This is a genomic window from Kribbella solani (assembly GCF_014205295.1).
Lineage (GTDB): Bacteria > Actinomycetota > Actinomycetes > Propionibacteriales > Kribbellaceae > Kribbella > Kribbella solani.
Genome location: NZ_JACHNF010000001.1, coordinates 3,470,993 through 3,494,174 on the forward strand (window position 1 = coordinate 3,470,993; position 23,182 = coordinate 3,494,174).

24 protein-coding genes and 1 tRNA gene are annotated in these 23,182 nt (G+C 66.2%); 11 read left to right on the forward strand and 14 right to left on the reverse strand.

All coding sequences use genetic code 11. The features are described 5' to 3' along the window. Position 1: 1 nt before the first annotated feature. Positions 2-1,747: an aminotransferase class V-fold PLP-dependent enzyme gene (locus HDA44_RS15620; RefSeq protein WP_184835047.1), complete on the reverse strand. Its 1,746-nt coding sequence runs from the start codon at positions 1,745-1,747 to the stop codon at positions 2-4. 93 nt (positions 1,748-1,840) lie between these two features. Between HDA44_RS15620 and tenA the strand changes: the two genes are divergently transcribed. From tenA to HDA44_RS15635, 3 genes are all read left to right on the forward strand, one after another. Continuing rightward, positions 1,841-2,503, forward strand: coding sequence for a thiaminase II (tenA, locus tag HDA44_RS15625; RefSeq protein ID WP_184835049.1), 663 nt, complete (start codon positions 1,841-1,843; stop codon positions 2,501-2,503). Then, positions 2,500-4,047: a phytoene desaturase family protein gene (locus HDA44_RS15630; RefSeq protein ID WP_184843670.1), complete on the forward strand. Its 1,548-nt coding sequence runs from the start codon at positions 2,500-2,502 to the stop codon at positions 4,045-4,047. The genes tenA and HDA44_RS15630 overlap by 4 nt, the downstream gene beginning before the upstream one ends. A 60-nt stretch (positions 4,048-4,107) precedes the next feature. Further along, positions 4,108-4,180 (forward strand) — tRNA-Lys (locus HDA44_RS15635). 86 nt (positions 4,181-4,266) lie between these two features. Here HDA44_RS15635 and HDA44_RS15640 read toward each other — a convergent pair. The 10 genes from HDA44_RS15640 to HDA44_RS15685 form a co-directional block, all read right to left on the reverse strand. Further along, complete coding sequence (locus HDA44_RS15640; RefSeq protein WP_184835052.1) at positions 4,267-5,748, reverse strand: helix-turn-helix domain-containing protein; 1,482 nt, start codon at positions 5,746-5,748, stop codon at positions 4,267-4,269. A gap of 13 nt (positions 5,749-5,761) precedes the next feature. Further along, positions 5,762-5,983, reverse strand: coding sequence for a helix-turn-helix transcriptional regulator (locus HDA44_RS15645; RefSeq protein ID WP_337906029.1), 222 nt, complete (start codon positions 5,981-5,983; stop codon positions 5,762-5,764). Between the two features lie 17 nt (positions 5,984-6,000). Then, positions 6,001-7,302 (reverse strand): DUF3631 domain-containing protein, encoded by a 1,302-nt coding sequence (locus HDA44_RS15650; protein WP_184835054.1) that lies wholly within the window; start codon positions 7,300-7,302, stop codon positions 6,001-6,003. Beyond that, positions 7,299-8,171, reverse strand: a complete 873-nt coding sequence (locus HDA44_RS15655; RefSeq protein ID WP_184835056.1) for a bifunctional DNA primase/polymerase — start codon at positions 8,169-8,171, stop codon at positions 7,299-7,301. Before HDA44_RS15655 ends, HDA44_RS15650 begins: the two co-directional genes overlap by 4 nt. Before the next feature lie 23 nt (positions 8,172-8,194). Beyond that, positions 8,195-8,617 carry an RRQRL motif-containing zinc-binding protein gene (locus HDA44_RS15660; RefSeq protein WP_184835058.1) on the reverse strand — a complete coding sequence of 141 codons (423 nt, stop codon included), beginning with the start codon at positions 8,615-8,617 and terminating at the stop codon, positions 8,195-8,197. Continuing rightward, positions 8,617-8,994 (reverse strand): hypothetical protein, encoded by a 378-nt coding sequence (locus tag HDA44_RS15665; RefSeq protein WP_184835060.1) that lies wholly within the window; start codon positions 8,992-8,994, stop codon positions 8,617-8,619. The genes HDA44_RS15660 and HDA44_RS15665 overlap by 1 nt, the downstream gene beginning before the upstream one ends. A gap of 174 nt (positions 8,995-9,168) precedes the next feature. After that, the gene (locus HDA44_RS15670) at positions 9,169-11,379 is read right to left on the reverse strand and encodes a cell division protein FtsK (RefSeq protein WP_184835062.1); all 2,211 of its coding nucleotides are present in this window, start codon (positions 11,377-11,379) and stop codon (positions 9,169-9,171) included. Between the two features lies 1 nt (position 11,380). Further along, positions 11,381-12,253: an ABC transporter permease gene (locus HDA44_RS15675; protein ID WP_184835064.1), complete on the reverse strand. Its 873-nt coding sequence runs from the start codon at positions 12,251-12,253 to the stop codon at positions 11,381-11,383. Next, positions 12,250-12,465: a hypothetical protein gene (locus tag HDA44_RS15680; RefSeq protein WP_184835066.1), complete on the reverse strand. Its 216-nt coding sequence runs from the start codon at positions 12,463-12,465 to the stop codon at positions 12,250-12,252. Before HDA44_RS15680 ends, HDA44_RS15675 begins: the two co-directional genes overlap by 4 nt. Further along, positions 12,462-12,710 (reverse strand): DUF6284 family protein, encoded by a 249-nt coding sequence (locus HDA44_RS15685; RefSeq protein WP_184835068.1) that lies wholly within the window; start codon positions 12,708-12,710, stop codon positions 12,462-12,464. The genes HDA44_RS15680 and HDA44_RS15685 overlap by 4 nt, the downstream gene beginning before the upstream one ends. A gap of 172 nt (positions 12,711-12,882) precedes the next feature. On the opposite strand from HDA44_RS15685, the gene HDA44_RS15690 reads away from it, so the two are divergent. The 3 genes from HDA44_RS15690 (at position 12,883) to HDA44_RS15700 (ending at position 14,995) form a co-directional block, all read left to right on the forward strand. After that, positions 12,883-13,119 carry a hypothetical protein gene (locus tag HDA44_RS15690; RefSeq protein ID WP_184835070.1) on the forward strand — a complete coding sequence of 79 codons (237 nt, stop codon included), beginning with the start codon at positions 12,883-12,885 and terminating at the stop codon, positions 13,117-13,119. 140 nt (positions 13,120-13,259) lie between these two features. Next, positions 13,260-14,453 carry a helix-turn-helix domain-containing protein gene (locus tag HDA44_RS15695; protein ID WP_272956419.1) on the forward strand — a complete coding sequence of 398 codons (1,194 nt, stop codon included), beginning with the start codon at positions 13,260-13,262 and terminating at the stop codon, positions 14,451-14,453. Continuing rightward, positions 14,450-14,995, forward strand: a complete 546-nt coding sequence (locus HDA44_RS15700) for a flavoprotein (RefSeq protein WP_184835074.1) — start codon at positions 14,450-14,452, stop codon at positions 14,993-14,995. Before HDA44_RS15695 ends, HDA44_RS15700 begins: the two co-directional genes overlap by 4 nt. Here HDA44_RS15700 and HDA44_RS15705 read toward each other — a convergent pair. Further along, on the reverse strand, positions 14,992-16,263 hold the full coding sequence (locus tag HDA44_RS15705; RefSeq protein WP_184835076.1) for a hypothetical protein: 1,272 nt from the start codon (positions 16,261-16,263) through the stop codon (positions 14,992-14,994). The genes HDA44_RS15700 and HDA44_RS15705 overlap by 4 nt on opposite strands. Positions 16,264-16,537: 274 nt before the next feature. On the opposite strand from HDA44_RS15705, the gene HDA44_RS15710 reads away from it, so the two are divergent. The 5 genes from HDA44_RS15710 (at position 16,538) to HDA44_RS15730 (ending at position 20,933) form a co-directional block, all read left to right on the forward strand. After that, complete coding sequence (locus HDA44_RS15710; protein WP_238353073.1) at positions 16,538-17,059, forward strand: SRPBCC family protein; 522 nt, start codon at positions 16,538-16,540, stop codon at positions 17,057-17,059. A 124-nt stretch (positions 17,060-17,183) separates the two neighbouring features. Continuing rightward, entirely contained in the window at positions 17,184-17,369 is a 186-nt protein-coding gene (locus HDA44_RS15715) for a hypothetical protein (protein ID WP_184835080.1), read from the forward strand. Between the two features lie 11 nt (positions 17,370-17,380). After that, on the forward strand, positions 17,381-18,121 hold the full coding sequence (locus HDA44_RS15720) for a DUF6338 family protein (RefSeq protein WP_184835082.1): 741 nt from the start codon (positions 17,381-17,383) through the stop codon (positions 18,119-18,121). Positions 18,122-18,558: 437 nt separating this feature from the next. Continuing rightward, a complete protein-coding gene (locus HDA44_RS15725) occupies positions 18,559-19,989 on the forward strand; it encodes a helix-turn-helix domain-containing protein (RefSeq protein ID WP_184835084.1) in 1,431 nt (476 codons plus the stop codon). 314 nt (positions 19,990-20,303) lie between these two features. Next, positions 20,304-20,933 carry a 2'-5' RNA ligase family protein gene (locus HDA44_RS15730; RefSeq protein ID WP_184835086.1) on the forward strand — a complete coding sequence of 210 codons (630 nt, stop codon included), beginning with the start codon at positions 20,304-20,306 and terminating at the stop codon, positions 20,931-20,933. 53 nt (positions 20,934-20,986) lie between these two features. Here the strand turns inward: HDA44_RS15730 and HDA44_RS15735 are convergent, their stop codons facing one another. Together HDA44_RS15735 and HDA44_RS15740 are read right to left on the reverse strand one after the other, a co-directional pair. After that, complete coding sequence (locus HDA44_RS15735) at positions 20,987-22,057, reverse strand: competence protein CoiA family protein (protein WP_184835088.1); 1,071 nt, start codon at positions 22,055-22,057, stop codon at positions 20,987-20,989. A 665-nt stretch (positions 22,058-22,722) separates the two neighbouring features. Further along, complete coding sequence (locus tag HDA44_RS15740) at positions 22,723-23,181, reverse strand: PPC domain-containing DNA-binding protein (RefSeq protein ID WP_184835090.1); 459 nt, start codon at positions 23,179-23,181, stop codon at positions 22,723-22,725. Between the last annotated feature and the right edge of the window lies 1 nt (position 23,182).

A 23,182-nucleotide genomic window follows, 5' to 3' on the forward strand; every position in this document is an offset into this window, starting at 1 on the left:
ATCAGTCGCGGATGAGGCAACGGGATGGCAGCTCGAACCAGCGCAGGTGGTCGAACTCGCGGTTCACCCGGCCGTCGGGATCGGACGGGTTGTCCGCGCAGGTGGCGACCAGGTCGCGGGCCTCGGCCAAGTACCCGTCGAGGGCCGATTCGGGAGCCGTGTGATCGTGGCGCGGGTACCGGAGCCTGCCGTCGGCGTCGTACCCGACCTGCGAGAGCCGCATCGGCGGTTCGACCGGACCGCGGTGATGCCGCCACAGACCGTTGGCCGGATCGAAGCGGTAGTCGCCGAGCAGCCGCCAGCCGTCGCGGGCGACCAGCTTGACCGCCTCGACCACGTACGTGAAGACCGCTTCCGAGATGAAGTAGTTGAAGTTGACCCGCACCCAGCCCGGCTTGATCCCCTCGCAGCCGTGCAGGATCTCCTCCTCGAACTCGTGCGAACGATCCAGGTCGATGCCCAGCAGCGCGTGACCGTACGGACCGGCGCACGAACAGCCGCCCCGCGACTGAATCCCGAACAGGTCGTTCAGCAGCGCGACCACGAAGTTGTGGTGCAGGTACCGCCCCGACGGCGCCTTCACCACGAAAGACACGATCGACAACCGCTCGGCATCCAGATTGCCGAGGATCTGGAGGTTCGGCTCGTCCTTCCACGCGTCGACCGCACGCCGCAGGTACGCGTTCTCGTGCGCGCGGATCACCTCGATCCCGACCGCCTGCTTCAGCTGGAACGCCAGGCCGGCGCGGATCGACCCGATGATCGCAGGCGTCCCGCCCTCCTCGCGGTGCACCGGATCGTCGAGATACCGGTGCTCCAACGGGTTCACGTACGCGACGGTCCCGCCGCCCGGCACATCCGGTACCCGGTTGCGCAGCAGCTCCCGGCGGGCCACGAGTACACCCGGCGTACCGGGGCCGCCGATCAGCTTGTGCGGACTGAGGAAGATCGCGTCCTTGTACGCGAGCGGATCGTCCTGCTGACCGCCGTACATGTCGATCTCGATGTACGGCGCCGCGGCCGCGAAATCCCAGAACGACAACGCACCGTACCGATGCAGTAGCGCCGACACCCGGTGCGTGTTGCTGACGATCCCGGTGACGTTGCTCGCTGCCGAGAAGGACCCGATCTTCAGCGGGCGATCGGCGTACTCGCGCAGTCGTGACTCCAGCTGCCCGATGTCGATGTGACCGTCCTGGTCCTGGCTGATCATCACCACGTCGGCGATCGACTCACGCCAGGGCAACTCGTTCGAGTGGTGCTCGTACGGGCCGATGAACACCACCGGACGCTGCTCCGGCGGGATCTGATCGGTCAGGTGGTAGGTGTCGTCCAGCTCGGCGGGAATCCGCAGCCCCATCACGCCGATCAGCTTGTCGATCGCGCCGGTCGCACCGGAGCCGCAGAAGATCACCGCGGTCGCGTCGTCGCCGCCGACGCTGGTGTGGATGATCCGCCGGGCGTCCTCACGCAACCGGGTGGTTTGCAGACCGGTCCCGCTCGACTCGGTGTGCGTGTTCGCGTACCGCGGCAGCACCTCGGCGCGGATGAAGTCCTCAAGGAAGGTCAGTGCCCGGCCGGACGCGGTGTAGTCGGCGTACGTCACCCGGCGCGGACCGTACGGCCCCGGCATCACCTGGTCGTCGCCGATCACCGACGCGCGGATCTGCCGCAGCAACGGCGTCTCGGGTGGCATCCCCGGCGACATCGCTGTCCGGCCGCCGGCCCGCTCCCCCTGGATGCTCATGTAGCCAGGGTAGGTCCGCGGAGTGATGTTCGTCTCGTGTGGCGACGCGGCGCTCTGGATAGGGTCGGTGCCAGTCGACCGCGAGGAGTTGGGATGACGTTTTCCGCCGAGCTGTGGGACCGCGGTGCCGCCGCCGTGTACGAGCAGATCGTCCGGCACCCGTTCATCACCGGGCTGACCGACGGGAGCCTGAACCACGACGCGTTCCGCTACTTCATCGTCCAGGACAGTCACTACCTGCGCGCGTACTCACGGGCACTCAGCCTGGTCGCCGGACGCGCACCGGACGAGGACGCGGTCCGCATGTTCGCGCTACACGCCGCCAACGCGATCGCGGTCGAGCAGGAGCTGCACACCTCATTGCTGGACTCACTGGGGCTGACAGCCGCTGATGTGGATGCAGCCGGTTCCGGTCCGACCACTACGGCGTACATGTCCTATCTGACCGCGGTGTGCGCCACAGGTACGTACGCCGAGGCCGTAGCCGCAGTACTGCCCTGCTACTGGATCTACCGCGATGTAGGTCGGGAGCTACTCAAGCGGTCGTCACCCGACCCGCTGTACGCGAAGTGGATCGCTACGTACGGCTCTGAGGAGTTCGACGCGGTAGTCGAGGACGTGCTCGCCGTCACGGATGCACTGGACGTAGGCGCCGCGGAGCGGGAACGTTGTCACCAGCACTTCGCCATGACGTGCCGCTACGAATGGATGTTCTGGGACGCCGCGTACCACAAGCTCGATTGGCCGGTGGGATGAAGGACTTCTACGACGTCGTCATAGTCGGCGGTGGGCACAACGGTCTCGTCGCCGCCACGTACCTGGCTCAGTCCGGGCTGTCCACGCTCATCCTCGAGCAACGGGCGCACACCGGCGGCGCAGCAGTCAGCGAGCGCGTCTTCCCCGGCGTGGACGCCCGCCTGTCCCGCTACTCGTACCTGGTCAGTCTGCTGCCCGACAAGATCGTCGCCGACCTGGGACTCGCCCTGGAGCTCAGATCACGCTCAGTCGCGTCGTACACGCCCGTGCGGCGTTCTGGACGTGACCTCGGGCTGATGGTCGAGCGGCCAGAGGGTGCGGCGACCAGGGAGTCGTTCAGGGCGCTCACGGGCAGCGACACGGAGTACGAGGCCTGGACCGACTTCTACGGCGCTGTCGGCACGCTGGCCGCCGCTGTAGCGCCCACACTGCTCGAACCGCTGCAGCCCGCTGCTGAGCTGCGTTCGCGCGTCGGCAACGCACTGTGGGAGGACTTGGTCGAGCGACCGCTAGGCGAGACCATCGAACGCCGGTTCGCCGACGACACCGTACGCGGCGTGGTAGCGACCGACTCCGTCATCGGCACGTTCGCTGGACTGCACGACGACTCACTCATCCAGAACAGGTGCTTCCTGTACCACCTGATCGGCAACGGCACCGGTGAGTGGCGCGTACCCGTCGGTGGCATGGGAGCCGTCACCGACGCACTGGCAGCCGCTGCACGACGTGCTGGTGCTGCCCTGGTCACCAACGCGTCAGTCACCTCGGTAGAGGTCGACGGCGTACGCGGATCGGTCACCTGGCTCGGCGGTGACGGCGAGCGGTCCGTCGACTGCTCCTGGGTACTCTCCAACGTCGCTCCGTCGACCCTGGCCGAGCTGCGCGGCCAGACCGGCGTCGAGAAGCCAGAGGGGTCCCAGCTCAAGATCAATCTGCTGCTCCGGCACCTACCGGCGCTCAAGTCCGGTGACGACCCGGCGCGCGCCTTCGCCGGTACGTTCCACATCGACGAGGACTACCCACAGCTCGAGTCGGCGTACCAGTCCGCTCTGGCAGGCCGGCTGCCGGCCGTACCCCCGTCCGAGGTGTACTGCCACTCGCTGACCGACCCGTCCATCCTCTCCCCCGAGCTGATTGCCTCCGGCCATCACACCCTGACCGTCTTCGGCGTCCACTTCCCGGCCCGTTTGTTTGCCTCCGACAACGACTCCGTCCGCGCCGAGGCCACCCGCCGGGTGCTGGCCGGCCTCGAGTCGTACCTGGCCGAGCCGCTCGACGCGTGCATCGCCCGCGACGCCGACGGCAACCCGTGCATCGAGGCGAAGACCCCGTACGACATCGAGGAATCCGTCGGCATGCCCGGCGGCCACATCTTCCACGGCGACCTCCAATGGCCCTGGGCCACCACCCCCGCCGACGCCGGCCGCTGGGGCACCGAAACCGACACCGCCAACCTCCTCCGCTGCGGCTCCGGCGCCCACCGAGGCGGCGCCGTCTCCGGCCTCGGCGGCCACAACGCCGCCATGACCATCCTCACCCGCTAACCGATTTCGCATCTCCCCAATCCTCCTGCTACGCTCCTCTTCGTTCGAAAGCAACACCAAGCGCCGCTAGCTCAATTGGCAGAGCAGCTGACTCTTAATCAGCGGGTTCGGGGTTCGAGTCCCTGGCGGCGCACAAAAGCCCTGGTCACGAAGGTGACCAGGGCTTTCGCTTATGTGGAGCCCATGGTTTATCCCATGGTTTTGTGTCCTACCGCACACTCACCCGCCTGTTCCTGTCGCGTCAGTCGGCTCGCCGTGCCCGGACTGATCGGCGACGTCGAGTGACCGGTTGAGCGCGGTCTCCAGCGCGGCAGCCGCGTCCGGGTTCTTCGCCCGCCGCGCCATGTAGACATCCTGAGTCAGCGACGGCCGGGCGTGCCCGAGCTGGTCGGCGATCTGGCGTGCGCTCTGCCCAGCATCGTCCAGGATGGTCGCCGTGGTCTTCCGGAACGAGTGCGACGTGATCCACGCGAGCGCGTCAGCCTGGCTTCCCTCAGCGGCCTCGCTCGCGAGCTCCAGCAGCTCGACGCGGTCGCTGCCACGGACCCGGTACAGGTCGAGCACCTTCTCAGCGTCGCCCACCTCCAGCCGGACCCGGGCCGTCTCGACCAGGCTCACCCGAGACTGTGGCCAGCTGAGCTTGGTCGCCGTCTCCGTCTGAGACAGCCCGGCCGCCCGTCGAGCCTTCCGAAGCCGGTTCCCGAGATCGCGGCGCGTCTCGCTGCCGATAGGTGACCGCGCCGCCCGCAGGTCGCGACGTACGTTCGTCGGATCGCGGTAGTCGCCGTCACGGTTGGCGAAGATCGGCCGGTCCAACCGGCCGCCGTCCATCAGGCGTCGCCGGAGCATCGCCAGACCCCATGCCGGCACTTTCAGAACGCGCTCCCCCGCCCGCGACTTCGTCCTGATCCGCACCAGACCTTCGCCCCTCACACGGATGATCTGGTGCGTGATCTCGACCTCGCTAGCGGCGAAGTTGACCTGGTGCCCGAGTACTCCCAGCGCCTCGCCGATCCGTACGCCAGTCGCGAGCATGAACGTCGACAGGTCAGGCAGATCGGCTGCGACGGCTCCTCGGTCAGCGCGCAGCTGCTCAAACCAGGCGTCCCGCTCCTCATCCGTGAGCGCCCGTGCTTTGCGCTTCGACGCACTCTCGATCGTGTCGACGTCCCTGATCGGATTGAAATCGAGCGCACCGTACCGCGCTGCCAACCCCAGCGTTCCGGATACGACGCTCCTGCACGTCTTTGCGGTCGGCGGACCAATCTCCGACTTGATCTTGCCGATCACCTTGTCCAGCAGCGGCGTAGTCAGTTCACCGAGGCGCACCTCCCCGAGCGCGGGGAGCACGTGATTGTCGAGCTGACGCCGGTAGGTGTCCACGGTGCCGGGCGATCTCTTGCCGTCCCGCACCTTCTCCTCCAGCTTCGCGAACCACATCTCAGCGGCTTTCGAGAATCGGTCCATCGCATCAAGCCCAATGCCTCGGTTGGCCCGGCGACGATTCTTGAGGTTCTCCTGCAGGTTGTCCTCTGCGACCGTCTTAGTCCGGCCGTTCGCCTCTACCTGACGCACCTTGCCGTCGAAGTCGCGGTAGTACGCCACCGACCGATACGACGTCGCTTTGCCCTTCTCGTTGGTGACGGCAACGTAGGTGCGAATCTTGCCCCAGCTACCCAGCGGGAGGGGTTTCCGTGCCATGTCTGCGTTCCTCTCAGGCTGCGGTCTTCTGGGATTCGAACCAGGCCACGACGTCGGCCGGGTCGTAGCGCAGGTGCTTACCGATCCGCACACCAACCGGCCCATCGCCGGTCAGCCGCCACTTGTAGATCGTCTTCACTGAAATCCGGAGGTAGTCGGCGACGTCATGCACCGTCCAGCGGACAACGTGCTCACCGATCCGGGTCAGGTTGAGTTCCGCGATTCCCTCGGTCACTTGTGATGCCCTCCCGGTCAGGCGCAGTTGATGCGGTCATCGGTGATGTCGGGTACAGCTCGGGGGACCCAAGGCGTACCAGCCGTACCAGCCTCGTTTTGCCTGGTCAGCCCCAAGGAGGCTTGGTTGCCTGGTACGGCTTGAGCCGTACCAGTGGTGGAAGCCTCATCGGGGCTGACCTGCGATGTTGAGGCTGGTACGGCTGGTACGGCTTCCCCACCGGCCTGTTTTGGCTCGGGGCAGTAGCGGTTCCAGGCGTCGGCGAAATCGCTGCGGTGGTAGCCCTTGGCCTGTCCGGTCGGGAACCGGATGGTGTCGCTGCGGATCTCGAAATCGCGCAGCAGGTTGCCCATCCGCATCGCGGTGAGTCCGGCCGCGCCCATCGTCGCCCAGGGCGCTTCGGCATCGCTGCGCAGCCGGTCGAGCAGGATCTGTGTTGGCAGCGCGTCGGCGTCTTGGAACGCCGTGCGGCAGTCGGCCAGCAGCCGGGTCGGGATGGAACCCTCGTCGCCCGCGTCGCGGTCGCTGGTCAGCGCTACGGCTGCCTTCCTGGCAGCGCGGGGCCACTGCCCACCTGCCAGGTCGGCAACGGCAATCATCGGCTCCCAGGTGTCGGCCGCGCGGTCCTCCAACGGCATGTCCGGGGTAGCTGCCCGCAGACCCTTGATGTGGCCGGAGAGCCAGTGGTTGAGGCGCTGTCGCAGCTCATCCAGCTCGGGACCGTCGCGGCCGACACGGTATGGCGCGACCTTCTCCCCGGCAGCGCGTCGGCGCATCCGGATCACAGCCGCCCGGTCCTCGATCGTGTCGGGCATCGCGCCGATCCCTGCCAGCGCGGCCATAGCGAATGTGGCGATCTTTTCCACGGACTTGGTTCCGGCGTCGTACCGCAGCGCGGGGCGGCCGCGCTGGTGACCGGCGTTCAGCAGCCCGCGCAGGTCTTCGTTCTCCCCGGCCTTGGGGCCAAAGATCGTGTCGGCCTCATCGATCAGCAGCGTCGGCGGATCACTCGGCGCAACCCCGATGGATCGGTAGACCGCTGACGGCGACGCGTTCACAGTCATCAACGGCCGGTGGCTCATCCCTTCCACCATGTCGAGCAACCGCGACTTTCCGCAGCGCCGTTCGGGCGCCCGGATGACAAGCCGGGGCGCGCAGTTCCAGGCGGGTACGGCGTGCGTCGCGGCGATCCACAGCACGACAGCGATCGCGGCGGACGTGCTCGGCAGAACCACGTACCGCGCGATGGTGTCGGCCACGTCGTCCAGCAGCTCCGCGCCGTCGATCGGCTCGGGTGCGGTGTCGGTTGGGGAGGTCATGCGGCGATCCCTTCGTCACGGAAGCCGTCAGCGATAGCGGCTCGAATGTCGCGGGCGGTTTGCTCGGCTTGCTGCCCCACATCAGTAAGTGCGGCGATCGCGTCGGCACGGGTGATAGCACCGGCCGCGACCATCCGCGCCACGCCTCGCGCAGCGCCGTACAGCGTCGTTCGGCGCTTCCCCTCGCCCGCGTTGCGGACGGCGTTCAGCGTCGACGTGAGCAGTCCCTCAGGGTTGGAGATGCCCCCCGCTCGGGTGGTCCGGATCGGCCCGGCCGGGTGGCTGGTGGAAATGGCCGGCGGGGCGGGTAGGCATGCGTCGATCAGCGCGGGGGGCATCTCGCTCGGGTCGCACAGTCCCTCGCCCCACCGGTAAGGCTGGCGGGTGCGGTGGTGGATCGACGGCGGCAGCACTACGTACCCGCCGTCAGCCTTCACATCGATCCCGGGCCGGTTCGGCATCGGCCGCGAAGGGATTTCGCGGCCGGGGTGGCGGTAGTACAGGTGCTGTCCGAAAGAGCCCGTGACGACCCACAACGTGCGCGGCACCAGCTGGCCCGTGACCAGGTCGGCAAGGCTGTCCGCTCCCCCATGGGCCGGGTCCACGTCGACCACTACGAGCCCAGACGTAGCCCCTGTGCGTACGGCGAGCTGGCCGCCCGGAACAGCGCCCACGATCAACCTCACGCGGTCCGGGTCGGTGCTGGCGGCGTAAAACCCGTGGCAGGTCAGATGCCCACAGGTCGCCGGATCGTGCGGGTTATCTCGGCAGTCGTTGCAGTTGGCAACGGGCCGCTTGGAGCGACCGAGCATGAACACCGGCCAGCCACGATCAGCGGCAGCGACGGCGGCGGTCAGCAGGTCATTCATCGGAGATCTCCTCTCGAGGTGGGCTAGGCGGCGGTGACGTGTTCGTACGCGTACATGCACGTGTCACAGAGCGGGTCGTGAGTGGGCACGCAGTAGGCCTCGACGCGCCCGCATTTGCGGCAGGTGCGGCGTGCCTGCATCGCCTTGTCGAGCGCGTTGAGCTGTGCCGGTGACGGGACGCGGGACGGGCGGGCGAGGTCGAGCCGGTACAGCCACGCCCACCGCTTGCCGTTGCGCCACACGAGCAGCGCGTACGGCTCCTGTCCGCCCGGTGACATGCGCATCGCCCGGAGCTGGCGGCGGGTGGCTAGCCCTGCGGGTGCCCACCGGAACTTGAACACCGGAGTGCCGTAGTAGTCCCAGCCGAGCGCCTGTTGGCCGTTCCACAGCTCGACCCAGCACGACTTGGCCGGGTGGAGGCTGAGCCCTGCCAGCGCGGCGCACATCAGCGGTCGCCTTTGCTGGTCTTGCTGGTGGTGTTGGTGCCCGCGCCACGGGTGGCGCGGATGCGGTTGATGATGTGGCGTCCGAGCCGGACCCGCAGCCCGGAACCGTCACACCTCGGGCAGTGCCGGAACGCGTTGCCGAACGGGGACTTGAACTTGCCGACGCCCTTGCACTTGCGGCACTTGCCGAACGGCCAGACAGCACAGGTCAGCAGGTAGAACGCGGCGGCAGCGGTCACGATGAGTGTCACCGTGGCGGCCTGCTCGACGGTGTGGAGGGTCGCGGCCAGATCGGCCGACAGGGGCAGCGAGGCGCTACCCTGCCCGCTACCGTGGGTAGCGGCGGTGAGGGTAGAGGTAGCGGCGGCGGACAGCATGGGAAGCCTCCAGAGGGCTGTTTTTGGGCGTGCGGAGCCTGAGCCGCGACCCGCTACCTGCGGATATACGGCCTGGTCAGATCTGGGTTGTGGGGTAGCGGGACGGGTAGCGTTGCCGCTACCGGTAGCGGCAACGCCGCTACCTAAGCCGTCCCGCCACCCCTGCCGGAATGGTTACGCTCCGTTGATGTTGCTGCGGCGGTCGATCGCAGCCCGGATGTCGTCGGCGCGGGCACCCTTGCGGTTCACGCCGTCGCGTTTCACGTCGCGGCTGGGGACCTTCAGCGCGCGGGCCTGAGCCGAGATCGCGTCCGGCGTGGTGCCGTCGTACTGCTCGGGCATCTGCTCTCCGAGCCGTCCGGCGATCGCCTCCCAGTGCGCGGCGGTGTCGGCACCGAGCACGGTGAGGATGTCGGCCAGCACGTCCCGGCTGGTCCGCTCGATCTGTTCCCCGGCCGCGTCGCCGGTCAGCAGGTTCAGGTTCTCGCGCAGCTTGCGGGCGGCGGTCAGGATGTGGTCGGCGTCCTTGGCGTCGGCCAGGAAGGTCCGCACGGTCGGGGTGTCGTCGCTTGCTCCGTACAGGTAGCCGACTCCCCGGAACTTGTCCCCGACGGGCAGCGTGGAGGCGTCGAAGCCTTCCTGGTAGGCGTCGCCACCGAGCACGGCCATGGACACGTCGCGGTTACCGCAGCGCAGCGCGAACCGCAGCGTGTGGTTGTCCCGGAACCGGTTGAACAGCCGCGCCACGTCGCCCGCGCCGACGCCGGACGGCTTCTGCGACGCCGACACCAGCCACACACCAGCGCTCGGGCCGACCGCCTGAATCATCGACAGCTTGCGGGCGATCTGCTTGTTGATCTCCTGGTCTTCGGTCTCGAAGTACTTCTGGAACTCCTCCATCACCAGAATCCACACGCGCAGCTCGGGGTAGCGGGGATCGCGGGCCAGGGCCTCGGTCAGTTTCCCTTCCTCGCACACGTCGACCGGCAGTGTGGTGAGCAGGCTGTTGACGTTGTCGATGTGGGTCAGGATCTCGTCCAGCGCGGCCAGCAGGTGCCCGATCGGGTCGGGGTCGTTGACGTTGGGCACGTCACCGAAAACGATGCGGTGGGCAACCTTTTTGAAGCCGAGCCAGTCCGGGGAGTTCTTCCCGTCGACAATGACCAGCTTCACGAACGGGTCCAGAGCGGCATGCAGGGCGACCATCCGGGCGGAGAACGTCTTGCCCTTACGGGGCTGAGCACCGACCAGCAGGGAGAACCACGGCAGCGACAGCCCGACCAGGCGACCACGCTCGTCCAGCCCGAACCGGACCGGCTGCCAGATCGAGCGGCGCTTGCCGTCGAGCATGTCGGTACGCCCGGCCGGTTCAGCCAGCGGGTCCGTGTCGGCCACGAACAGCTTGTGGCGACGGCTGGACGAGTCGTCCGGGGTCAAGAACACCTGCCGCACATGGACATCCAGGCCGGAAGCGATCTTCTCTTTCGCGCCGACGACCTGCGTCCAGCCCAGACCCCACGGCAGATCGATGACAACCTCGGTGCCGGTGTTGCTCGCGTCGCGGGACATGGTCGAGCCGAAGTTGACCTGCTTGTCGGTCTTGTCCGGGTTGCCCAGTCCGGCGGCGTAGTAGGCGCGCAGCACGATGTCTGAGTTGAGCTTGCGGTACCGGGGCGCGACCACAGCTGTCCCCACCAGCGTCTGACCGGCCGGGCGGCCGTAGTGCGCCAGAACCGCAGTCAAACCAGCCAGCACCGCCGCTACAGCGGCCCCAGGAGCCATGTTCAGCCCAACCAGCGCACCAACGGTCACGGCGATGTTCTGCACGGCCAGCACGCCACCACGCCACAACCGGGTTGCCTTGAGCTGACGGTGGATCCGCTCCCACTCCTTCAACGCGCTCTCGTCGGCCGCCTTCTGCTCCAGCGCGAACGAGTTCGGCACCCACCACCACCGCACCTGCGTCCCAATCAGCCGCGACAGGCCACGGCCCGCGAACCACAGGAACTTCGTTGCATACCAAGGGGATCGGACCGCGTGGAACGCCGTCACGTGCCCGGCCCGGCCGCCAACGCGGCGCATCGTCGCGGGCAGCGCCTTCGGCCGCAGATGCACCGGCACGATCGGCACCCGCTCACCCGACTGCACCGGCAGCGGCAGCGTCCGCTTGTCCACCGGCACCAGCACGTTCCCCGTGGCCGGGTCGTCGTCGGTGTCGCCGTCCAAGGCGACCTCGTAGGCGGTGTCCATCCGCTCAACCTCGGCAGGCGACACCGGCACCAGCGCGCCGGCCAAATCCTCCGGGGCCTGCGCGTCGTCGCGACGGGCGCGGCGCGCGTCCAGGTCGATCGGGTCAGGCAGCTCGTTGTTCATCGGCTCGGTCATGTCACTTCTCCCCGTTCTCGCGGGTGTGGATCAGGTGGGCCAGCGCGGCACCCATGCCGAGCACAGCGACGGGCAGGCAGGCAACGGCAGTGGTGATGGGCCACGGCGCGGCCGTAACGCCAGCGGCCTCCAGCAGGTGATAGGCGACCTGCCCCAACGCGCCCAGACCAAGGGCGGACAGTGCGGAGACCTTGGCGAACCGGCGCGCCTTGGCCGGGACCCGGCCGGACAACCACACCCGCAGCGCGAACGCGGCATACGTCTCGACACCGATCGGAAGCGTGATCGCAGAGTTCAGCGTGAACCCGTCCGCGATGCCGGGCAGCGGGTGCACGACCCCGAACCCGGTCAGCTCACCGAGACCGACCCAGCCGGACCAGACCGCGACGAACGCGGGCAGCGCCAGCAGCAGCACCGGCCACGATCGGACGGGGCGCATCTCAGCCCCAGCCTCAGCGTCGGTGTCCGGAGTCGCCTTGGGAGCCGGGGAGATGCCCCCGCGCCGGATCAGCCGCGGGAACCAGCCCAGCCATCCCGCACGGCGCGCCGGAACCAGGGCTACAGGCGGCGCGACCTGCGAAGACTCCTCGTCAACAGACTCAAGAGCCGTTGCCGCGACCTTGGTTTCGGTGGTGGTCTCGTTCGGGTCCGGCACCGAGTGCAGCCGGGTCTCCGGACGGTCCTCGGTCCGGTCGGCGATGTGCTCGTCGGTCAGGGCAGCGTGGACGGCCTTGGCCTTGTCCTTGCCGATCCGCAGGTGCTTCATCAGCCGGTTCTGCGACGGGACCTCGCCCAGCTCGGCAGCGAGACGGCGGGCGTCCGGGATCAGGTCCTCTACCGGGACCGGGTACGACGTACGAAGCGGGGTACTCATCGCGCCTGACCTCCCGTCAGGTGGCTAGCAACCCAGCCGCCCGCGTGGGGCAGCGTGTCGGTGGTGTGCAAGACGTGATCGCCGCGCCAGACGATCCACGCCGTCCCCAGCGCCGTACGGGGCGAGACGACCTGCACCAGGTCGTATCCCGCGACCTTCCACCAGCCCAGATCGACCTGCACGAGGTCCGCCAGAGCCGTACCGGCGGTCATGCCGCGCCCTCGGTTTCCGGGTCGCGGTCGCCCAACTCCCGGCCGATCTCCAACACCCGGCGCTGCGCCCGCCGAACCCGGCGGGTTTCCAACGGGGACGCGTACGGACCAGCGTTGATGAACGCGATCTGTGCATCCAAGAGGTCCAGCTCGGCCGCGATCAGCGGCCATTCCAGCTCGATACCGGCCAGGTCCGCTGCCGAAGGTTCCTGGCTAGCGACGGCCGACAGGTGGATGATGCTCATTGGGTTGTGCTCCTGTTCGTGAAGGGACTGGACCGGCCCTGACGCCTCGGCGGTTGCACCCGCCGGGGCGTCGCTCTGTCGGGCCTGACCAGAACATGAAGCGAAACTAAGGTGCGCACCACGGTAGCGCTTCAGCGAAGGTTGCGCAAGCGAGGTGCGATACCCTGGTTGGGTGACTGATCTACGTGACGAGTTGAAGTCGGCGACGCTGCGGTATCGCGAGACCGAGGCGGCCCACGAGCAATCCCGGACCGAGATGCTGACCGCTGTCCTTGCGGCGCTCCGGGGCGGCGTACCCCCTACTGAGGTGGAACGGTTGTCGCCCTTCACAGCGGCGTACATCCGCAGAGTTGCCCGCGCGGAGGGCGTCCCGCCAGCGGCGCCAGGGCCTAAGCGGGTGAGCTCCTGAGTGGTCGGCTCGTTCATGCGTCCAGCGTCGGCGCGAAACGATCGATTGATGTGCACTCGGCAGGCTGCGCACTTTTGTGCGCGTTATCCGGTCCAATCGGCGGTTGACTAGAGGGACCACATCAACGAGGGGAAGTGCAGATGCACGTAGGTGAGCGCATCGGGGCCTACCGCAAGCGACGCGGTATGTCGCAAGACGCCCTGGCGGGACTCATCGGAATGTCGCGCTCCTGGCTGTCGCAGGTCGAGCGTGGGATTCGTGGTGTCGATCGACTGTCCACCCTGAACGACCTAGCAACCGTCCTGCGGATCGACGTAACCGACCTGATCGGCCGTGACTGGGTTCTCGCGCCGGACGCGCCAGAGCACGTGAAGGCCGTCGACGCCGTCCGCAGCCAACTGGCGAGCTATCACCACCTCCTGGGCGAGCCCGCAGCTCCGTGGCCGCTCCCACAGCTCCGAAACGGCGCTGTGCAGGTCCACCAGGCCTATCAGGCCGCGAAGTACCACACGGCGACGGCGATGCTTCCAGACCTCATCCGGGCCGCCGACGCGTACGACGGCTACCAGGGCCGCGACGGCAGGGAGACCCACCTTGCGCGATGCTCGGTCTACTCGGCCGCCGCCAAGCTCCTCACGAAGGTGGGTGAGCACCAGCTCGGGTGGCTTGCCGCCGACCGCGCCACCCACGCAGCTATGGCTGCCGAATCCAAGGCCGCACAGGGCCTCGCGGCGTATCAGGTCGTCTGTGCACTGCTCCGCAGCGAGCGCACCGACGACGCGGAAAGGATCGCGGTCCGATCAGCCGAAGGTCTCATGTCGCTGACCGGCTCGGACGCGCCCGACGCGGTGTCACTCGCCGGTTCCCTGTGGCTCATCTCCTCCGTCATCGCTGCGCGCCGCTCAGACCGTGCGACGGCGACCGACCGGCTGACGACGGCCGGACAGCTCGGAGACCTCCTGGCGCACGACGGCAACCACTGGTGGACAGCGTTCGGCCCCACCAACGTCCTCATCCATCGCGCCTCTGTCGCAGCCGAGTTCGGGGAGCCGTCCAACGTGCTGCGGGTCGCTACGGAAATCGACCTGGACACTATGCCGGCCGGACTCCAAGGCCGCCGATCCCGCCTCCACATCGACCTGGCATGGGCGCAAACCCAAGCCAAGAACGACATGGAGGCGATCCTGCATCTCCAGGCAGCCGAGCGCGTAGCTCCCGAGTCGATCAAGTACCACACCATCGCCCGCGAACTGGTACGCGAACTCCTCCGCCGCTCCCGCAAACCCAGCCCGTCCCTGACCGCTATCGCTACCCGCGCAGGAGTACTCGCGTGACCGACCGAACCCTGTACATCGTCGTCTGCGGTGCGCCCCTCGCCTCCCGTACCGCAGACGGCGTCAAGGCCGCCCGAGCCAACGGCTGGGACCCCTACGTCATCCCCACCGAAGCGGCAATGCCATGGCTCGCAGACCAGGACCTTGGAGATGCGCCCGTCATCACCGGCAATCGCACCCCAGACGAGCCGAGGCGCACCCCACCGCCCGACGCGATCGCCGTCGTCCCGATGACCTTCAACACCCTCAACGCCTGGGCGAATGGCAACGCACACACCTACCCGCTAACGACTCTGTGCGCAGCAATCGGGGCCCAAACTCCTACCGTCGCGGTCCCATTCGCGAAACAGGACCTCGCTGGTCATCCCGCCTGGCTCGCCTCACTCGCAGTCCTTCGGTACGCAGGGATAAGCGTCATTGACCCATCCAGCGGCGCAACCAACTCCATCGACCCGGTTGCATCAGGGACGGGAGCCGAGACCGCGGAGAGGTTCGATTGGGCTTGGGTGCTTGGAGTTCTGAATTCGGTCGGGAATCGCTAACCTCCGGGCCGAAGGCGAACTACTTCCTCAACAATCTTCGCAATCAGGGTCGAGTCCGGCGCACCCGACTTGGATTCCTTGATCTGCGGTGCAGACCCGTTGGCTTCCCACGCCCGCCCGAACATCCGTTCCATGAAAGCCAGCTTTGCAGCCTTTACAGCTTCAGGGTCATCGACATCAGCCAAGAACGGACCAACAGCGCGCAACTCCAACTCGACACGCTTGTTCATGTTCGAGCGCGAGAGGGCGTGGGAACCAAACTGAAATGCGACTCCAGCTGCGGTTGCCGCGGTCAAGGTCAAGCCGAGCTTGAGGGCGACGAACTGCCACGAGGGCTTCGCATTCATGTCAATTCGACCAACCGTCCGAACGAGATAAACCGCGACAACCACGAGCAGTACAAAGCCTAAGAAGTAGGCCAGGACTCCCGAGATCCATTCCCTAGTGGCGTACGATCCATAGTCGCGCGCGAGCACAGCCGCGGCAGCTTTGCCCGACACCTTCTCGACGTCATCCCTAAGTACCTTCACGGCATCAAGCTGCTTATCTGCGTCACCTTGGATCTCTTGGAGTTTGTCCATTGTCGGCTTAGCGGATGACAGCAGCGCTTTGCTCTGATCGCTCAGCCATTTCTCATAGCGTTCCTCGCGTTCCGTCTGCTTTGTCGTGAAGGCATCATTGTTCTGCGTCAGAGCAATATCGAGCCGAGTTTCATCCGTCGAGATCTTCGTTCGTAGCGACTCGACCTCAATGGCAAGGGTAGCAAGTGAGTCACTTAGCGCCTTAGCTTGCTCGCTGTCGCTAGCATGCAGCTCAACCGCTTTCTCCCTCTCCTCCGAAATCTTCGTGGTGAGATCGACTATTGAGCGATCGACAAGCTCCCGATACTCCAGGAAGGTTCGGGCCGCCTGGGTGGCTTGCGAACTCTTAGGGACTGGCGGCAGAGCACCAATCGCATTCTGTATTCCATCGACATAGTTCGCAGCGTTCTGCAGGTGGCCAACATTCGCATTAGCGTTATAGTTGCGAATCTCACCCATCATCGCGTTGAATGCGGATTGCACAGCCGCGAAGGTTTGCGAGGAATACGGAATGGTGTCGGAAGCATCTTGATGTGCCTTTAGCACGCTAATTATGTAGCGGACGTGCCTCAACGCTCCCGCCGCCGGTTCCCCTCCCGCCGACCGCTCGGTTGCCTCGGCGACCAGCTCCTCGGCCTGGCCTAGCGCCACCCAAATCTCAAGCGCCTTGAACGCGGTCTCATCCATACCCGACTGCCCCTCCCGAGCGTCTCGCCTGTACCTCCCCACCGAACGCTAGCGGTTTGCCCCGGCGCAGCCGAAGAGGCTGGCTGGCGAGACACGGCACGAGCGTCGACAAGGCAAAGGGAATCAGCGGATTCGACGCTCCTAGCTCGGCCTCGGTGCCCATGCTCGGGCGCGCCGAACAGCCCCCAGCCGCTGACTCGTAACGCAGCACCCGGCTGTGCCGATGAAGCTGGCAGTGGGATGCAAATGACCGGGGGGAGCCGTTGTGGAGCAGATGAAAGGCAAGGCGCGCTTTCGCTGGGAAGTGGCCCGGCTCAGCGCAACACCCGTGCACGTCCACGAAGCTGTGACAATCGAGCTGCCGCACGATCCCGCCACTGTGTGGAACTTCCTCGAAGATCCACAGAGCTCGATCCTGCTATCAGACCGCACGTCTCGCGCCGAGCGCCTGTCCGGGACACCGCTCGGATTGGGTGAGATCCAGCTGTTCATTCAGGAGAGCGATTCGGGTCGGGTCGGCAGCATGCTCGAGGTGGTGGCCTACGATCCGGGGCGGCGGGCTGTCACTCGTGACATTTCAGGTGGCCCGCGTGGCGGTGGCGAGTTGCTGGTGGAGCCGCTTAGCGCTGGCTGTCGAGTTACCCAAAGCCATTGGGTCACATTGCCGGTGGGCACTTCCAGTCGCACAGCCAAGGTCACGCGCCAGGTCTTCCGTGCACATCTGGACGACTTCGGGAGACGGCTGCAGCGCGTAGACAGCAGCGTCATCGCGCGATGGGCGCCATCAGGCGTTTGAGGCCAACCAGTCCGGCCCGATGAAATGGGCAGCGGATGCGGGACCGCCAAGGGCTCGTAAGTGATCGGGGTTCAGGCGTAACCTCGATCCGAACCAGTCGACCGTTATGTGTGGAGGGGCACAGATGGCAGACGAGAAGCCGACCGATCAGCCAGGACAAGAGTCTGTGGAGCCAACTGGAGCGACAGTCGAGCGCGTCGGGATGACCGCCGGCGGTCCGCCGGACATCCGCGGGCTGGATGACCAAGAGGGCGTCCCGGAAGTAAGTCCTGGTACAGAGATCGAGAAGGACGGACCGCCTGACTTCTAGGCGAACTGAGCATGCTTCCCAACAGCACTCTTAGCGTTGTCTTGCTTCTGCTCCTTGTACTGCCAGGGATCTTCTTCGAGTTGATCAGCGAACGTCGGCGCGCTGCGCCGGTCGAGACAAGCTTGCGAGAGTTCGGCCGGATTGTGCTCTATAGCATGCTGTTCACGTTCATTGGGCTGCTACTCGTGGCCATCGTTAAAGCGATCGCGCCGTCGTCGCTGCCAGACGGGGAGACCTTACTCGGGGGCGGGCGCAAGTACTTCGCATCCAACTATCGACAGCTCCTGTTCGGAATCGGCCTGCAACAGGTGGGCGCGCTGGGTTCCGCGTGGGTCACCAACTCGGTGCTCAAGAGACGACCGGGCGCGGCGAACATCAAACCGGCGAGCGCATGGGTACACGTCTTCCGAGGCTCAGTGCCCCCGGGCGAGATCCCGTACGCACGTGTCGTCATGCAGAACGGCGATGTCTACGTCGGCGCCGTCAAGCACAGCTCTGTCGAGATCGCCCAGTCCGACCGCGAGTTGGTACTCGCTCCGCCGCTGAGATACAAGCGCAACGGCGAGGACGACAAGCGTCTGCCTGCCAAGTACCAGAGGGTTGTCCTTAGGGGCACCGAGATCTCGGCTATCGCAGTTGCATACGGCAAGGAACTCGTAGCCGTTGAGGCAAAGCCGCGACGTGGCCTGCGAGAACGTCTGAAGGCTCTTCGAGCAGGTGGAGATTGGGTCTCAGGAATCCTCGACCGCTGATGTGCTGTGGCCCGCACCCCCACGCTTTACCCCATGGGATTGATCGGGAAGCAACGAGTACCAACGACTCCGAACCGCCGTCGCGCTCAGCGCTCCTTCCCAGGTCACGGGCAACATCGGAGTAGCAACGAGCACCAAACGCCAGCCCTGTAAGGGAATCAGCGGGTTCGGGGTTCGAGTCCCTGGCGGCGCACAAATGCCCAGGTCACGCAAGTGTCCTGGGCTTCTTCATGTCTGCGACGCACTCAATACGCACTCAAATGCCGCGCGCAGCCTCCAAGGTGATCCGCACACAGCCGCCTCGCCGACCCTGATCGCGGTTCGTGTGCCCATAACTGTGCGTGACATCACATCGTTTCGCATCGTCGCCGAACTCGCCGGATCAGGCCACCCACCAACGTTGAGCCTCCAACCACTACACCGGTTGGAGGCCTGACATGGCGAAGCCACCGATCCCCCTCGGCTCCTGGGGCGAGATCTCGACCTGGGTAACGTCGACCGACGACAAGGGCAAGCCGATCAAGTACAAGTCGCAGGCCAAGTTCCGCGACCACGACGGTCGTGTGCGCCAGGTTTCGGCGTACAGCAAGACCAAGACGGCGGCCGAACGGGCCCTGTTGAAGAAGCTCCAGGACCGCGCCAGGACCAACCAGTCCGGCGAGCTCACCGCGATGTACAAGGTCAACCGCCTCCTCGACCTGTGGGAGAAACGGTTCGAGGGACTGATTGCCGACGGGAAACGCTCACCCACTTCCCTCGTCACCTATCGCCGCGTCCTCAAGAACCACATCCGCCCGGCCCTCGGCGAACTCCGCATCGGCGAAGCCACCACCCCACGCATCGACGCCGTCCTCGCCAAGATCAAGAAGAACGCAGGAGCACCCACCGCCAAGACCTGCCGCGCCGTCCTGTCCGGCTCCATGAAACTCGCCGTCCGCTACGGCGCACTCTCCATCAACCCCGTCCGCGAAGTCGACACCATCGAAGGCATGCCCAAGTCCCAACCCCGAGCCCTGACCGGCGAAGAAGTCACCCTCCTCAGAACAAGCCTGGCCACCAACGAACCGGCTATCCAGGCCGACCTCCCCGACCTGACCACCTTCATGCTCGGCACCGGTGTACGCATCGGCGAGTCCCTCGCCGTCCTCTGGTCCCAGGTTGATCTGGACGCCGGCACTGTCGAAATCACCCACACCATCGCCCGCATCCCCGGCGAAGGTCTCGTCCGCAAGATCACCAAGTCCAGAGCCGGCGAACGCGTCCTCAGCCTGCCCCAATGGGCCATCGCCATGCTCCGCACCAGACACGCCGCCGGCATCCGCCTCGACGAGCCGATCTTCGCCGACGCCCTTGGCGGCTACCGCGACCCTTCCAACACCCGTCGAGCCCTCCGCACCGCCCTCTCGCCTGTTGGCAGCACTGCTCGCCGCGATCTGGGCGAAAGCCTGAAGACCCTCCGCCGCCAGACCCACCTGACCCGCAAGGAGGTCGCCCACCAACTCGACTGGCCCCAAACCAGAATCGAACTCATCGAAACCGGCCGCATCAAAGTCGACCACCAACTCATCAAGACCCTCGTGGCCACCTACGACATCCAGCTAGACCACCACCACGCCCTACTGGCGCAACTTCACGAAGCCGCCCAGCCAGCCGAATCCGACAAACTCGCCTGGGTCCGCTCCCACGCCCTCCGCAAAACCACCGCCACCGCCCTCGACGACGCCGGCCACACCGCCCGCCAAATAGCCGACCAACTAGGCCAAGCCAAAGTCTCCATCACCCAAGACATCTATCTACACCGCCAAGCCGCCAACCCAGCCGCCGCCCAAGCCCTCGAACACGCCTTCGACGACCCGGATCTCCCTTGAACGAGGACAGATTCCGGTACCTGATGATTTGTGATCCGAAGGTTGCGAGCGTGCCGAACGGCCATCCTGGCTCCAGCACGTCGCTCGCCAGCCGTAGCATCGCGCGTGCGGGAAGCCGGCGCCCGCGACGGCGCCGGACCGGTAGGGCTGCGGGTTGGTCGAGCGTTGCTCACTCGTCCATGCCGCCTACGGGACGCACGGCAACCGGCTATCGCATACTTCACCTGGTTCGGCTCCAGGTGAGCCCGGTCGTCTGCCGCAGGCACGCCGCCCCCGAACGGCGGATACGCCGGGGGCGGTCCAAGATGGCTCGCATGACGGATGTGACGGAATTGCGCGACCACTGGTATTGGCGTCCCGGCTGGAGAGCTGGCCGGTCCTTCTACACCTGGCACATCACGTTCGCCGACTCGCCTGCGGTCGTGGACCTGGGCCAGCAGTACGCGGCCGCGCTGGCCGACCTGCCGGAGTACGACCCGATCCCGTTGCGGTGGCTTCACCTGACCATGCAAGGCATCGGCTTCACCGACGAGACCGAGCGCCGCACAATCGACCAAATCGTCGAAGCAGCGCGAGGCCGGCTCGCCGCGATCCCGCCGGTTGACATCACCATCGGCCCTGCCCAGATCGACACCGAAGCACTTAAGCTTCCCGTCCAGCCTGTCGAAGCACTGACCGGGATCCGCGACGCGATCCGGACGGCTATCGCCGATGTACGCGGCGAGGACAACGTCACCGAGTCGCCGGACTACCGGCCACACGTCTCCATCGGCTACACCAACACCACCGGCCCAGCGCGGCGCGCGGTCGAGTCCCTGGCCCGCCACACGCCCCGGACCACGCAGATGACCGTGGAGGCTGTCGCGCTGATCGATCTGAACCGCGACCACAAGATGTACCAATGGACCACCGTGGCCGAAGCCCAACTCGGTGGCCACCGCTGACCCTCGGGAACGCGGACCCGAACCAGAGGTGGCCACCGGTGGTGGTGTGGAGGTTAGGGATGGTCACCGGGCGAAAGCAGAACCAGTCCGCAGTCGCAGATGTATCGAGGCGGCCCGGGCAGGTTGGCGTACGGCGGTAGGGCATCGTCGCGATAGATGTCATGTCCGCGCCGCGTCGTCGAGACGAGGACCCGCTCTGAGCGCGGAGGCCGGATGCCCCCGGGAAAGAGCATCACCCGGCCACGCCTGACATCAATCGCCGGCGCAGTGATGGCCGTACGCGCCGTGGAACGCGCCGGTCGGGAAGTTCGGTTGGGCACAGGCATGACACGCGGGCCAGACGTGCCGGCACCTTCGTTGTCTCTTGCTGCCGCGGCGGCCGCTGCGATCTGCGTGAGCAGCCACGCCGGTGGGTGAAGGCCGTCGCTGGCCAAGGTCATGTCCGGCAGCGGCACCGTGATCGATGCGGTGCGGTCACCCGGCTCGGGCGGCCAGCGCAGCGGAACATCGTCGCGGGCCGCGACACCAACCTGGACACCGACCGCTGCGTTGTCGAGGTCGAGGGTCCAGCCAGGCAGTCCATCGGCGTAAACCACGTGCGGAACCCCTGTGCCGGGATGCCACAGCCAGACGTCGACCAGGCCAGCAGCCACGTAATCGCAGTGCCGGGCTCGCCATGCCTGATCGGCGAGTGGCTGCTGCTGAACTTCGATCGCGAGCCGTTCGCCGGCACGCAACGTGACCTGGACATCTGTGCGCCGGCGGCGATCAAGCGTCCAGTGTTCGATGGAGACCTTGGCAACGTCGGGTTGCGATCTCGCCCAAGTCGCGACGAGTTGTTTGGCTTCGGCGTGCCACCAACTCTCGGGACCGTGCCCGCCGATAGGGGCTTCGTGCGGCGGGTGCGAGAAGTGATGCCGTCGTGCCCCACCGATGCGGCCCTTGACGATCAGGGGCACCTCGCGGGGCTCTCGAAGATCGAGACCTTCGTGGCAGAGCAGGCACACCAGGCTGCGGTCGCCGGAATACCCTTTCGCCTTCCAGTACTCGAGCGGCTGACTGGTGATCTGCACCTCGTGGCCGGTGGTCAGATCGAGACCGATGACCAGCAGGTCCTTCGGCATCTACGTTCCCTTTCGACGAAGAACGCGCAGATGCCGGACAGCAGGACACAACCCCGCCAAGACGCAGCTCATCGTCGCGTCCGTCCGCCACCGTGCGCATGGACAGATGCCCCGACGAGAAAGTCGTCAACGAGAGTCAGAAAATCGAAGGGAAAGCCGCAGCCGTTAATAGGCGAGTGTTATGAAAGTGGCACTCAGATGGCCGAAATCAAATTCTGTGGTGTGCGCGGCGAAAGAGTCAGCTATAGATATCAGTCAAAGTAAGCCGTGTTCTGGGGCGAACTCAGACTACCGCACCAAGGCCCTAGAGGCTCGGTCAGACAGCATCGGCGGCGTGTGACGCCCTTCCCGATGCCAGCCGGGAAAGGGCCGAAAAGTCCGGCGCCACGGTTGCAGACATGACACTCGACGATTGACTCCGTCGAGCGTGGGTGCAGCGTTGCCGAGGACAGACTCTCGTCACCCGGACGACAGTTGGGGACCTCGGTCATGGACCTGCCTGAGCTCGATCGCGCGTGGCTGCGCACGATCGAGGTGCTGCGTGGCGGCTGGCCCGTCGTTACGACCGCCCCATCCAATGACGTACGGCGTTGTGGCCCGCGATACCCGTGCGGTGCATCCGCCGAAGCGTCGCCTCGGAGGAGCCTGTCTTGGCCATCGCAGACTTAGTCAAAGGTGAGTAGTGGCACGTTGTAGAGGTTGGGTTGGCGGGGGCGGGTGAAGGTGGGAGCGGTTACCTCGACAAGGTAGAGCTCTGTAAGGAACTGGATCTTGGCGCCTAGAAGGTGGCTGGTGTGGGCGGTTGCCGAGTTCGCCTTTAGGCCGACTGAGACGTGGATGTGGGGTAGGACGGTGCCGGTCTGCTCGTCGTAGGCGAGGGAACCGCCGCCGATGGCTTCTACGTTTTCGAGGTGGACGGAGCTCCAGACCGGGGCGTCGGGGTCTTCGAGTTTCTCGCAAGTGCCGACCAGTTGGGCGTCGCGCATGCCGGCGATGAACATGGGGATGAAGCCCTGGCGTACGTCGTACTCGGCGCAGAACTCGGCCAGGGCCGGGTAGAAGTCGTCACCGTGGTCGAAGTGGACGGCGAAGGTGCGGCCCAAGGTCAGTTCGGCGGCGCGCAAG